The organism is Aquirufa echingensis, from assembly GCF_042714525.1.
GTDB lineage: Bacteria > Bacteroidota > Bacteroidia > Cytophagales > Spirosomataceae > Aquirufa > Aquirufa echingensis.
Genome location: NZ_JBBKYA010000006.1, coordinates 25,875 through 39,479 on the forward strand (window position 1 = coordinate 25,875; position 13,605 = coordinate 39,479).

Annotated in this window: 11 protein-coding genes and 1 tRNA gene; 3 read left to right on the forward strand and 9 right to left on the reverse strand. The window is 41.2% G+C overall.

Going from position 1 to position 13,605, the window contains the following annotated elements; all coding sequences use genetic code 11:
* Together SKC38_RS11455 and SKC38_RS11460 are read right to left on the reverse strand one after the other, a co-directional pair.
* Window positions 1-747: a hypothetical protein gene (locus tag SKC38_RS11455; RefSeq protein ID WP_377977285.1), complete on the reverse strand. Its 747-nt coding sequence runs from the start codon at window positions 745-747 to the stop codon at window positions 1-3.
* Window positions 747-1,400 (reverse strand): glycosyltransferase family 2 protein, encoded by a 654-nt coding sequence (locus SKC38_RS11460; RefSeq protein WP_377977286.1) that lies wholly within the window; start codon window positions 1,398-1,400, stop codon window positions 747-749. Before SKC38_RS11460 ends, SKC38_RS11455 begins: the two co-directional genes overlap by 1 nt.
* A gap of 195 nt (window positions 1,401-1,595) precedes the next feature.
* Here SKC38_RS11460 and SKC38_RS11465 point away from each other — a divergent pair, with 195 nt between their 5' ends.
* Together SKC38_RS11465 and SKC38_RS11470 are read left to right on the forward strand one after the other, a co-directional pair.
* A complete protein-coding gene (locus tag SKC38_RS11465) occupies window positions 1,596-3,230 on the forward strand; it encodes an amidase (protein ID WP_377977287.1) in 1,635 nt (544 codons plus the stop codon).
* Between the two features lie 20 nt (window positions 3,231-3,250).
* On the forward strand, window positions 3,251-3,775 hold the full coding sequence (locus tag SKC38_RS11470) for a lipocalin family protein (RefSeq protein WP_377977288.1): 525 nt from the start codon (window positions 3,251-3,253) through the stop codon (window positions 3,773-3,775).
* A gap of 188 nt (window positions 3,776-3,963) precedes the next feature.
* Here the strand turns inward: SKC38_RS11470 and SKC38_RS11475 are convergent, their stop codons facing one another.
* Window positions 3,964-5,100, reverse strand: a complete 1,137-nt coding sequence (locus SKC38_RS11475; RefSeq protein ID WP_377977289.1) for a phage tail protein — start codon at window positions 5,098-5,100, stop codon at window positions 3,964-3,966.
* Between the two features lie 168 nt (window positions 5,101-5,268).
* Window positions 5,269-5,343, reverse strand: a tRNA-Val gene (locus tag SKC38_RS11480).
* A 151-nt stretch (window positions 5,344-5,494) separates the two neighbouring features.
* Between SKC38_RS11480 and SKC38_RS11485 the strand changes: the two genes are divergently transcribed.
* Window positions 5,495-6,307, forward strand: coding sequence for a TerC family protein (locus SKC38_RS11485; protein ID WP_377977290.1), 813 nt, complete (start codon window positions 5,495-5,497; stop codon window positions 6,305-6,307).
* Between the two features lie 167 nt (window positions 6,308-6,474).
* On the opposite strand, the gene SKC38_RS11490 is transcribed toward SKC38_RS11485, so the two are convergent.
* The 5 genes from SKC38_RS11490 to SKC38_RS11510 all read right to left on the reverse strand — a co-directional run bounded on the left by SKC38_RS11490 (window position 6,475) and on the right by SKC38_RS11510 (window position 13,339).
* On the reverse strand, window positions 6,475-6,888 hold the full coding sequence (locus tag SKC38_RS11490) for a thioredoxin family protein (protein ID WP_377977291.1): 414 nt from the start codon (window positions 6,886-6,888) through the stop codon (window positions 6,475-6,477).
* Window positions 6,889-7,046: 158 nt separating this feature from the next.
* Complete coding sequence (gene dnaN / locus SKC38_RS11495; protein WP_377977292.1) at window positions 7,047-8,171, reverse strand: DNA polymerase III subunit beta; 1,125 nt, start codon at window positions 8,169-8,171, stop codon at window positions 7,047-7,049.
* Window positions 8,172-8,242: 71 nt separating this feature from the next.
* Window positions 8,243-9,910, reverse strand: a complete 1,668-nt coding sequence (gldG, locus tag SKC38_RS11500) for a gliding motility-associated ABC transporter substrate-binding protein GldG (RefSeq protein ID WP_377977293.1) — start codon at window positions 9,908-9,910, stop codon at window positions 8,243-8,245.
* 60 nt (window positions 9,911-9,970) lie between these two features.
* The gene (locus SKC38_RS11505) at window positions 9,971-12,088 is read right to left on the reverse strand and encodes a peptidylprolyl isomerase (RefSeq protein WP_377977294.1); all 2,118 of its coding nucleotides are present in this window, start codon (window positions 12,086-12,088) and stop codon (window positions 9,971-9,973) included.
* A 123-nt stretch (window positions 12,089-12,211) separates the two neighbouring features.
* A complete protein-coding gene (locus SKC38_RS11510) occupies window positions 12,212-13,339 on the reverse strand; it encodes an aspartate aminotransferase family protein (RefSeq protein ID WP_377977404.1) in 1,128 nt (375 codons plus the stop codon).
* Window positions 13,340-13,605: the final 266 nt, after the last annotated feature.

Here is a 13,605-nt window from a genome sequence, read left to right on the forward strand (position 1 = left end):
TTACTTATGCCGGAACCAACAATCCATGCGATCATTTTCGTATGCTTTGAAAACGGTATTCACCGGAAATCCATGGCGTAAATTTTCGTTAAAATTGGTTCTAGCTAGGTAATTGAATGCCCCCATGTCTCCCGTATAGGCTGTTTTGTTTGTGCGATTATAACGATCGTGTATTTCACATAATTGCTTCAGGAATTCGAAAAAGACAGGGAAGGATCCGCCAAATATACCACAGTTTAAGAGCGGTTCTTTGGCAAATCGTTCTTCGTAGGCCTGGTAATCTTGAATTTGTCCACGCAGGTGTTCAGCGTGGGCAATCATCCATTCGTTATGCAGCGTTTTAGGTTCATCGCCACAAAAAAGTGTGTTTTGATTTTCCTTAAAAAAGGCGTCTTCAAATGGGTTTTGGGCTAAAGTAACATCGGAAACATCCGTCACAAAAACACCCTGAATGGGATCCGTACATTGCGCGAGATAATCGCGGTAAACGAAATAGCGAAATACATTGGGATTAAATTCCGGATTGTAGTATACTTTTTTGAATGAGATATGTGCATTGCTGTAGCGTTTGCATGTCTCCACTGAAAAATTATTGTGAAAGATAATCCCGCGGAGATTAGTCAGCGCGACAGATTCCGCCCATGCCTGAACTAATTCATAGGAGTCGTCCGCGAGGGTCGTGTTCCGATTAACATCATAAATGCCCGTTAAATGGCAGGCCATGATGAGGTGAGTATGGGTCGGCATTAAATGGTATTTGACGCTAATTCCCTTTTCAAAACAGCACAAGAGCTATTCGGATTATTCCGGTAGTAGATATAGGACTTTTGGTTCACCTTCTTCACGTTAAACAGGACTTTTGCTTTTTCATAAAATGCGGAATCCGCGGCAAATCCACCTTCGAAATCGATCGTTTTAAATACTTTCTGATGGCCAAACAAAGTCCCAAAAAGAATCGCATCGTCCAAATGAATGGGTTTGCTCAGGTCATTCTTATCCGGGACATAATAATCCTCGATGGAATCGACGACGGTCTCCGTGGTGGAACATATCAAATCCGCATTTTCCATTTCTTGCAGACACGCGCTTAAATGAAAGGGTTTGTATTCATCGTCACTATCTAAAATGGTGATGTATTCCCCGATGCTATTAATGACTCCTCGATTGATGGATGCTGCTTGTCCCCGATTTCGGTGACGAATGTAGGCGATTTTATCTTCGTGTAGCTCAATGTATTCCAATAGCGATTTGCGATCGTTTTTGGTACTACCGTCGTCGATAATAATCAGTTCAAAATCCTGAAAATCTTGCCCTAAAACAGAATCAATAGCTCTTTTAGTCAAATGAAATTCCGTATTAAATACCGCCATGAGGACCGATATTTTTATCTTTTTAGGCATGATTTTTACTAAAGAGTAATAATTGATAGGTCAAATTTAGTGATAAAATACTCAAAGCTAGATTAAACTATTGTTCTCGACGAATTACCTGTTTTATGTTTCATGTGGGATGTCGGGAATTTCGATATCCATTTTTAACTTGCGCTTGTCGCTTGCGAAAAAACAATCCATGCGTTAAACAAGTTGTAAATAGATATGAAAAAAATAATCTTCCTTCTTTTGTTTGCTTCGCCCGTTTTTGCTCAGACAAAATCGGATTTAACCGGGGCCGCTAATCTGTTTGATTTAAGCTTTACTTCCCAGGAATTAGATACTCTTTACACAGATGTATTGGATAATTTGGCCAATTACAAAGCCATGCACGGTCTTTCGTTGAATAACAATGTTCCTTTGAGTCTTTGGCAAAGTCCAAAACTTCCCGGCATGAAATTCGATCAAACGCAACGCCCCGTTGTTTGGCCAAGCGTTCGTGCGACCTTACCCAAAAATAAAAACGATTTAGCTTTTTATTCCATCGATCAATTAGCCTATTTAATCAAAACGAAGCAAATTTCGTCGGTCGCGCTGACGGAGTTTTTTATCGCGCGAATCAAAGCGCATGGACCTAGTTTGCAATGTGTGATTAGTGTGCAGGAGGAGATTGCTTTAGGGCAGGCTAGACAGGCCGACAAAGAAATTTCGGCGGGGAAATACCGGGGTTTGTTGCATGGGATTCCGTACGGTTTGAAGGATTTATTTGCTGTCAAAGGTACCAAAACGACCTGGGGAGCTGCTCCATACAAAGATCAGGTGATTGATGAAGATGCTTATGTGTATACCAAATTGAAAGAAGCAGGCGCTGTACTCGTGGCCAAATTTACACTCGGAGCTTTAGCCATGGGGGATTATTGGTACGGTGGGCGAACGAAAAACCCTTGGAATTTGAATGTTGGGTCCTCAGGTTCATCCGCAGGATCTGCATCAGCGACGGTGGCGGGCTTAGTTCCGTTTGCGATTGGTACGGAAACTTGGGGCAGTATTGTCTCGCCTGCGACTACTTGTGGGGCAACGGGGCTCCGACCAACCTTTGGGAGTATTAGTCGGTCCGGCGCCATGGCATTGAGTTATAGCTTGGATAAGGTAGGTCCTATTTGTCGGTCGGCCAATGATGCCGCCATCGTTTTTCATTATCTACATGGAAGCGATGGGAAGGATTTGGCGGCAGTGAATATGCCGTTTAATTACCAGGCAAATCGCTCGGTGAAAGGGATGAAAATCGGATATGCCAAAAACTATTTTGACAAAATTACGGATACCACGCGGAATGAATGGAAGGTCTTGGCGGATTTGAAGAAACAAGGGGTTCAATTGATTCCTGTAGAGTTTCCGGATGAAAAAGCGTATCCGTTCAATATTATGGATGTGGTGATTGGTGCGGAATGTGCAGCGCAATTTGATGAGTTGACGCGGAACAACATCGACGACCAACTGACCCGACAAACTAAAAATGACTGGCCGAATCAATTCCGGACGGCTCGGTTTGTTCCTGCGGTTGAATACATCAATGCGCAGCGGCACCGTTATTTGTTGATGCAAAAAGTGAATGAGGTAGTTTCTCAATTCGATGCCATTATTTGCCCTTCTCGGGGCGGAGGAAACCAGTCGGCCATCACCAACCTCACCGGCCATCCGGTGGTTTGTGTGCCCACGGGTTTTGATGCGAAGAGCCACTTGCCTACGGGAATTTCGTTTGTGGGGAAATTATATGATGAAGGAACTTTGTTGCGCATTGCCAAATTTTACCAAGATCACACGGGGCATGAGGAGGTGCATCCTGAGGCGTTTCTTTAAGAAATCTCATGCTAATACATATGAAAAAATATCTACCTAGTTTACTTTTAATCTCGACCGTTATGTTGTGTTGGGCTTGTTCGAACGCCACGATTCCCGCAGGAGCGAAAGCCGTTACGCAGTTTGATCAGTCTAAATATTTGGGGACTTGGTATGAAGTTGCTCGTTTGGATTTTTATTTTGAAAGGAATTTGATCAATACAACGGCCAATTATTCCTTAAATGAAGATGGGAGTATTAAGGTCGTCAATCGGGGATATGAACCCTTTAAAAAGGTATGGAAGGAGTCTACGGGCAAAGCCAAGTTTGTGGGGCCAGAGGACGTCGGGATGTTGAAGGTATCCTTTTTCGGCCCCTTTTATGGAGGTTATAATGTGATTGCCTTGGACTCGAATTACCAATATGCCTTAGTCGCGGGTGAGAATTTATCGTACTTGTGGATTTTATCGAGGCAAAAATCGATCCCTGATGCGGTTCGAAAGGAATATCTCGAGATAGCGAAGGGGATAGGTTATAAGACGGAGGAGTTGATTTGGTTGTATTGAGGTGATATTGGCTCGAAAGATGCTAATGTACGTTTCTGCATTATTTATTTAAAATGGATAGTAATGCGTAATATATTTTTTCTCAAGTATTTTTTGCATCAAAAAAAGCATATAAAATTAAATTCAAGGCACTTGTATTTTCAAAAATAAGTGAGTTTAATCTTATATAAATGGTTAAATGAAATTTATTACCACACCTTTCCGCTGAGATTAACTTTCTTAATCTTCGGCCCCATTAGAAAGTGGATGTCTTTATAATTTGTTGTAAAAATATTAGTGAATCCAACAAATTTGTTTGGATTGTAATCAATAGTAACACTACTAGGTGGTAATTCATCAGCCAAAATTTTATCTACTGAAATATGCCAATTTGGTAATGGCGTTTGCATGTTCTTTTTAAAATAGAGCTCTGTCCATGTTATTCCACCTGTTTTAATACCATTAGATTTTAATCCTTTTTCAAACCGAATAGATCCAACATAAGTAGTTTCATTGGTTGATTTTTTTGTGATATATAAGCCATACCAATCTCCAATTGTGTCTGAGTTGTCAAGTTTTAATTCAATAATATATGTTCCAATTGTCCATTCGTAATTTAATCGTACTCCTATAAAATCTCCTTCATAACCTGCACTTTGTCCAAATCCGCTTGGTGCTAATTTGTAATTATTTATATCTCGAGTTCCCCAACGAGAAAAGATTATACCTTTTTGGGGTATTCCTCCATTTGGATTATAAACGAAGTTTTGAATGCCATAATAGAAACCTATATCATCATTTAATTGACCTTGATAAAACTGATAATATAAACCATCTTCATTGATAGTGCCATCTGCATTCGTTGGATTTTTATGTATGGTGAATTCGTGAGAAAGTTTTGTAAATGTTTTTTTAGGGAAATTCCAAAATGCATAATTCAATCCCCCAATCTCTCCATTTAAGGGTGTAGAATTGTTTATTGATTCTTCAGTCGTACCATTTGTTTCTATTGATTTATCTGATTCAACTCCTAAGGAGTTTATTGAAGTAACTCTATAATAATACTTCTTGTTTGGGATAATTAATTTGTCAACAAAGAAACAATTCGGATAAATTTCAGCCAATAATTTTGAAGGATCTGAAATTGTGTCTCTATATATTCGATATGATTTAATAGAAGTAGATTTTATGGTGTCCCATTGAATTTTTAAATTGTAATCCCCACTAGATATTTTTAAGTTTATTGGTGTTAAACTAACATTACTTATAGCCTCAATATTATCTTTTTTACATGAAAATATAATTATCGTGCTAATCAAAATATAGAGGTAAATCAAACCTTTCATGCGTTATTGTTTATTTGGATTACCTGCGAATTTATATTAGAACATTTTAATTAAAATATTTTTGAGATATTTTAATTAAATAAAATGATATAAATCTCCTTCGTTACTTCCCACATTACTACCAATGCCGTAAAATAAAAAAAACCACCTCGTTTGAGGTGGTTTCTGTGGTCCCACTAGGATTCGAACCTAGGACCCCCTGCTTGTAAGGCAGGTGCTCTGAACCAGCTGAGCTATAGGACCATTCCGTGTGAATCGGTTTGCAAATATCTGCTTTTTATTTTTTTTATGCAAACGAGCATCTGAAAAAAAATGATAATTTTTCGCTCAAAAGCGATTTGAATTGATTATCTGCCTGAAACACACCATCTTTACGCCTCAATATTTTTTTTGCATGGAATCACTTTTTAGCCTCGATAATCTGATCAGTTTACTGACTTTGACATTTTTGGAGATCGTTTTGGGAATCGACAACATCATCTTCATCTCCATTACCGCTTCTCGCTTGCCCCAAAAGGATCAAGCCAAAGCCCGCAACATCGGTCTTTTGTTGGCCATGGTCTTTCGTGTCATCTTATTGTTTGGGATATCCGTGCTGATCTCCTTGCAAAAACCTTTTATGCATATCGATTGGGGCTTTGTCAAATTAGCACCTAGCGGCCAAGCGATCATCCTATTCGTAGGGGGCTTGTTCCTCCTTTATAAAGCCACCAATGAAATCTTCATGAAACTGGAAGGTGAGGAGGAGCATATCGCGCATTCAGGAAAGACGGTTAATAGCATTGCTAAGATTGTAACCCAAATCGCACTCATCAACTTGGTCTTCTCGATCGACTCGATTTTGACCGCTATCGGGCTGTCGGATAACATGGGTGTCATGATTATTGCCGTCGTGGCCTCAGCGATCATTATGATGGGCTTCTCAGGGCCGGTTGGGCGCTTTGTCAACAATCACCCTTCCTTACAGGTTTTGGGGCTCTCATTCTTAATTATGATCGGTTTTATGCTTATCGCAGAGGCAAGCCACGATTCGGAATTGAGTATCTTAAACAATAGCATCGGTCAAATCCCGAAAGGTTACTTATACTTCTCCATCGCATTCTCCTTGTTCGTGGAATTCATTAATATTCAAATGCGTAAGCGTTCCAAGAAACCGATAGAAATTCATGATTTAAAGAATCAGGCGGAAGAGGAAGGGATCATTTAGACGTTAGACATTGGTCATTAGTCATTAGACGTTGGTCGCTGGCATGTTTTGTGTTAACGATTCCCATTTCAGTTCTAATTTATTTTTAAATAAAAAAGACGCGATATAAATCGCGTCTCTATAATCTTTAATCCAACGTCTAAAGTCCAACGTCCAACGTCTAATGTCTATTTCACCCCTTTCGCCACCCCTAGCAACTCCTTCGCCCCACCTTGTGGCAATCCTAATACTTTCTTTTTGATCTTGCCTGAAGCGTCTAGAAACAAGATTGTTGGGTAACCTTCAATGGGATACATATTTGCCAAAGCTGGACCTTCACCCGCTTCCATATCTACACCGATAGACACGAAATGCTCATTGATATACTCGCCTAATTCCTTATTTGGGAATACCTTGTTTTTCAAGACCTTGCAAGGTCCGCACCAAGACGTGTAAGCGTCCAACATGACCATTTTCTTTTCCTTCTTCGCCTTCGCCAATGCCTGACGGAAGCTACCCTCAAAGAAATTCACGCCATCACCTTCTGCGAAAGCAGGTAGGGATAAGGTTGAAATCAGCAAGAAAATAAATAAGTTTTTCATTTTTACTGCCTTTTAATTGGTTTATACATCTAGCCCCAGACTTTAGTCTGGGGTCTCCTAGGCTAAAGCCTAGGGTTATAAAAATCGTCTAACGTCTAAAGTCCAATGACTAACGTCCAACGTCTATTGTTAAATTCTTATAATTAATTCCGACGGAATTAATTATAAGAATTTAACATCACCGGCATCACCAATAACAAAATATCTTCCGCCTCATCTTGATCCGATGGGATGATTAATCCTGCCTTGTTTGGCTCGCTCAATTTGATGTCCACAAACTTCGACGATAAATTGCTTAATAACTCAGAAATCAATTTCGCATTGAAACCAATCTCCATGTCCTTACCTGCATAATCACATGTCAACGCCTCATTCGCCTCGTTTGAGTAATCTAAATCCTCTGCCGACAAAGTCAATTTATTGGCACTCAATTTCAAACGAATTTGGTGTGTTGTCTTATTAGAATAAATCGAAATACGCTTAACAGAACTTAAGAACTCCAAGCGATTAATCGTCAAAATCTCATTGTTTTCCTTTGGAATCGCATTCTCGTATTCTGGGAAACGCTCGTCGATGATCCGACAAATCAACTGGAAGCTTTGGAAGCTAAAGAAGGCATTCGATGAACTGAATTCCACCGTTACAGGTGTTTCATCGGCTGGCAATGTCGACTTCAACAATGACAACGCTTTCTTTGGTAAAATCAATGAACTGCTTCCTTCTGTCTTCAAATCCGTTCTGCGGTAACGTACCAAACGATGTCCATCGGTTGCCACAAAATTCGTGTGATCACCCATCATTTGAATCAATACCCCCGTCATCGCCGGACGCATATCATCGTTAGATACGGCTAATAAAGTATTTGCGATGGCCTCACCTAAGGTTAAAGCCGACAAAGAAATCGATTGATTCTTCGCAACTTCTGGAATGCGTGGGAAGTCGATTGGGTTCTCGCCGCTCAACTTAAAACGTCCGTTTTGTGTCGCAATTTCCGCTCCAAATGTTCCCTGATCCGCGCCGATGGTTACTGGTTGTTCAGGTAAACTACGAAGGGTCTCCAACAATAATCGTGCAGGTAAAGCAATTGAGCCATTTTCAAAGCCCTCAACCTCTAAGGTCGTTGTCATCACCGTTTGCAAATCCGATGCCGTTAACATCAATTTGTTACCCTCCAATTCCACTAAAATGTTTTCCAAAATAGGAATAATCGGATTGCTCGCTACCACACCATTAATGGCAGATAGTTGCTTCAATAAGACATTAGAGGCTACTAAAAATTTCATTGCTTTTAATTATTGATTAATGTTGAATTCAGACCTTGAAGTTAAATCAATTTGACTACAAAGCCAAGTGTTTAAGCTCCGTATTTGCGCTTGCGGTAAAGAATTACCAAAAGACTGATAAGGATTCCAAATGCGACCGGAACCAAGACATTTAAGAATTGGTAATAGCTTCTTCCCTCCTGTATTTTGGCTTTGTCCAAAGGACGTAAGCGGATGTTTTTATTGCGTGCCAACAAGGCTTTTTGGTCGTCCAATAAATAGTGAAATGCATTCAACGCAAAATCCCGATTCGCAAACGTATGCTTCATAAAGGGATCATATCCCAAAGGCGTTGGCCCCTTCGTATTCGGGTCAATTCCATTCAATGCCAAATCTCCATCCCCCACAATAATTAAGCCCCCCAGATTTTCTCCCTGGGCAACAAATCCCTTCGATAAACTGTCTTGTGGCAAAGGCCGATTCGCGAAAATGGACTTGAATTTACCCTCCAATAAATACGAAATGATTTGTCGGCCGGATTTATATTGTGCCGGATTAAAGTCCTTGCCCGATGAAGAAAATGGAAGCATCGCCGGTGCTTTTTGCACTTGGGTGTATGCACTCGTCATCAATAATGGCGTTTTCTTCAAACCACTATTCCCCGAAACCGTATCCATGCTCGATACAAATTTGCCATAAATAGCATCCAAATTTTTCGTAATCACCGATGCCGGATTTCCTGTCAATAAGGGGAAGGCTGGCCAGGGCATCAATTGTAAATTGGCCTTATTTCCAAAGTTGCCCACCTCCAATGGAATCATGCCACTCAATTCCGCATCTTTAACCCAGTTGGCATTCAACCTCAATCCATAACGATATAACATCTCCTCCAATCCCACATCCATCGGCGAACTTACTAATCCCTGTCCTTGGATCGTATCTACGCGAACGCCTTCCAAAAAGAATACGCCCTTGCCACCCTTGACTAAAAATTGGTCGATTTTAAATTGGTCGCTTGTGCTAAATTTTCGATCTGGTTGAATGACACATATCGCATCCAATCCCTCCAAGGTAGATGAAGCACTCAAATCAACAGGATATAAATCGTAGGATTTACGCAAATTGGCAATCAGTCCTAATTGTTTGATGGCCGGCACTTTACTGTAATCCAATAGGAAGCCTATTTTCTTGCGTTCCGTTTCCATGAGGCTCTGAATGCCCTGCATGATTTCGTATTCGAGGCCTTCCACCGACTGGTTCAATACCTCTTGCGAAGAGGCTAATTGGTTGCCTTTTAATAATAGAACCCCCGTTTTTTTATCCCCTTTCTCAATCACCAAACCGGGAAATACCATTTGTTGGACCTGCTTTCCACCCACATTATTGACAACGTTCGTCGGGGGTAAGCCTAGCGAATCCAATAAAAATATCTCCTTTTCGCGCGCATCGGAATTCGGGAATTCCGCATAGAGATCGATTGTCTCGATACTAATCGTTTGTGGACTATTTCGCTGCAAGTCTTGCAAGATGGCATAGCTGGCTTTTTGGAGGCGTTTAAAGCCGCCAGGAAGGTCGTTGCCGGCAAGATAGACTTTAATGTGAATCGGTCCATCCAAAGCCTGCAAAGTAGCGAGGGTGGATTCGCTTAAGGTGAACTTCTTTTCTTCGCTTAAATCCCAACGAACTAGGATATACGGACTTGCCAGGAGCAATAATAGCCCTGCAGAAACGAATAAAATCCAAGCACGTATATTTTTCATGGCATCTAAACAAGAAAAGCATCCCTTACAGAATGCTTTTCTCTTTTTCGGTAAGTACTACTAATAGAACTTGTAACGCTTATCTACAATCTTAGCATTCTCTTTGATTGCCTCGTTGATGTAGAATGAAGAACGTTGAACGCCCATCATTTGAATTTGATTTTTGTATAATGAGTAATCCGCTAAGGCTGGAGCCGCAACACCACCAGTTTTTTCTGCGATGAAAACACCATTGTCTCCTACGAATACAGCACTACGCTTTCCATTTTTCAAACCTGCAATACGTCCTAAAGCGACTGCATCTGGACCTGCTGTATTCAACATGCCGCCTGCCAAAGTTTGATCTTGTACTGTTTCTACCAAAGCACCCGCACCGTATTTCTGTGCGATTTGCTCTAATGTTCCTTTGATACCTGCTAATTTTTTCGAGATTTGCTCACCTTTGATTTCGTTACGAACCAAAGCAGTCAATTCGATGCGGAAGTCTTCAACTTTCACATTTTCTTTCTCTGTTTTACCCGTTAAGAAAGCAACAATGTATTGGTTGTCTTGCTCAAATACTTTCTTTGAACCATCACCTACCGCAGTGTTGTCATCAAATGCCCAACGAACGATTTCACGTGCATTGGCTAAGTTGTTAACTGCTGATGAGTTTTCTTGCAAACGATCGGCACGCATCATGATGATTGATTTGTCTTTCTTCAAAGCCGCCTCAAATGCACCTACCGTTCCGTTCGCATTCGCAAATGCATCTGCTTGCGTGAACACTTTGTCTAAGGTCGCTTGAGAAGGAGCGATGGTCTTGTTGATCGCCGCTAATTTATAGCTCGTGTTTGTTTTAGCATCTGTCACTTTCACAACGTGATAGCCAAAATCAGTTTCAATAACACCTGGCATCAAACCTGTTCCATTAAAACCGAACAATGCTTTCTCGAATGACTTAACCATTCCGCCATTGTTTTTGAAATAACCTAAATCACCTCCATTTTGAGCGGTACCATCCATGCCATTCATTTGAGCCAATGTCTCAAAGCTTCCGCCTCCTTTAACTTGCGCTAAAATTGCTTCAGCACGTTGCTTCGCTTGTGCTTTCGCTGAATCCGATTTGTTGGCCGGTGCAATCAAGATATGACTCGCACGCATCGTGAACAATGAATCTTTCTTCACGCCACCGTATTTGTAAATCGAATAAGTTAACCCTTCTTTGAATGGACCGTAGATACCACCCACTTGGAAAGTTGGCAACATCGTTTTCACCGCTGCTGGAATTTCTGCGTACGGCAACAAGTATGGCGTGCGCACATCTGAATTCAACATGGCAAAAGCTGAATCGTTTGGTGCAACCGCTAAGTCTTTCGCTAATTTTTTGATTTGCGTATAGAACTCAGCTGTATCTTGTTTTGTAGGAATTACAGGGAAAGTCGCATATTGGATTGAACGTGTGTTCGTTCCTTTGAATTGATCTTTGTGCTTCGCCAAATACTCCTCTAATTGCGCATCCGTTACTTTCACGGTTGTGTCTGCCACAGAGAAGAATGGAACGAATAAGAAACGCGCATTGAACTTTGAATTTTGTGCTTGGTATTCTTTTTGCGCATCTGCTTGTGTTACGTAGTTCGACAAACGCAATAAGTTCTCATATTTCGAACGAATACGATCTTGAGAAATCGACTTCTCAAACGCCGCCCAAGCTTGTTGTTGTTGCGCAGGCATTGTTTTCAAGTTCTTCAAAAATTGGATCACAAACGTTTTGTCAAATTGACCCGTTTGAGGATTTGTGAATTGTTGGCGTACCGATGGGTGGATGTAATTTCCTTGAACCATGTCGATCAACTCCTCTTCAGAAACCTTTAATCCTAGGGCATCGAATTCTTTTTTGTAAGCAATATCCAAAACGAATTGGTTCCAAACTTGCTCACGAATCGAAGCAGCTTCTTGCTCAGATGGACCTTTGCCTGTTTGAGCCGTGTAATTAGCCGTAGCTTCTTCTACTTTCTTTTGGAAGTCTTGAATCATGATGCTTTCGCCCGCGATTTGACCTACTTCTTGAGAACTTGAACCAAATAAGGATGATTTACCTTGGAAAATATCACTTCCCACGAGAAACAACACTAAACTGATCGCGATAGCCGCTGCCGCAATTCCCGATTTCTCTCTAATTTTTGTAATTAATGCCATTGATACTATTATCTAATTGTTTTGTACGCTTTCTTTTCTTTGTATTTCTCGACTTTGTCTTGAACAAAAGAAACGCAAAATAATCACATTTCTAATGAAAAAGCAAGTCATTTCTAAACTAATCTAGCCTTTTAAAACGCTTCGTAAACTTTCAAGGAAACGATCTGCGATGGCTTGGTCAATCGCCAAACTTGGCAATAAACGTAGCGTATGCTTTCCTGCATAGCCCATGAAAATATGGTGCTGGTGCAATAATGCATCCCGAATAGGCCCTACGGCCTCTTCTAGCTCGATTCCGATCATCAATCCACGTCCGCGAACTTCTTTGATACCTTGAATTCCTGCTAATTCTTGCTCAATATAAGCACCTATTTGCGTTGCATTGGCTAGTAAATTTTCTTCTTCAATGATATCCAAAACGACATTAGCTGCCGTGCATGCCAAATGATTTCCGCCAAAAGTCGTACCTAACAAGCCATAGCTCGCCTGGATATGCGGTGCGATTAACACGCCGCCAATCGGGAAACCATTGCCCATGCCTTTCGCCGTGGTCATCATATCGGGATTAATTCCCGCGTATTGATGTGAGAAGAATTTTCCCGAACGGCCATAGCCACATTGTACCGAATCCAAGATTAATTGTGCTCCCGTTTCATCGCATCGCTGACGTAAGGCTTTTAAAAATGGCGTAGAGGCAACTTGAATCCCACCTACACCTTGAATACCTTCAACAATCACAGCGGCCGTTTCTTCTGTAATGACATCCGATAATCCCTCGATTTGATTGAAGGGATGGAATGTCACATGGGATGTATCATTGATCGGAGCGACTATGCTCGGGTTGTCGGTAACTGCCACCGCACCGGCTGTTCTGCCGTGGAATGCTTTGGTGAATGCAACAACTTTTTTGCGTCCTGTGTGAAAAGAGGCCAATTTCAGCGCATTTTCATTCGATTCCGCCCCCGAATTCGTTAAGAATAATTGGTAGCTTGGATATCCCGACACACGTCCTAATTTCTCGGCTAATTCTGCTTGACCACCAATGATGATGGAATTTGAATAAAAACCGATGTTGGACAATTGTTCCGTCATCCTAGCCACATAGGTCGGGTGGGAGTGACCGATCGAGATCACCGCATGTCCGCCATATAAATCCAAATATTCCTGTCCATTTTTATCCCAAACCGTACTTCCTTGGGCTTTCATCAATTCGATAGGGTAGAGGGGATATACGTCAAATAGTTTCATAATCCTTTGTTTTATAGCCCTAGGCTTCAGCCTAGGGTTTCCCCAGGTTAAAACCTGGGGTTAATGATTTATTTATAGCCCCTAGGCTTTAGGCCAGGGTTTCCATCGGTTAAAACCTGGGTTTAATGTTTTATTTTATAGCCCTAGGCTTCAGCCTAGGGTTTCCCCAGGTTAAAACCTGGGGTTAATGTTTTATTTATAGCCCTAGGCTTTAGGCCAGGGTTTCCATCGGTTAAAACCTGGGTTTAATGTTTTATTTTATAGCCCTA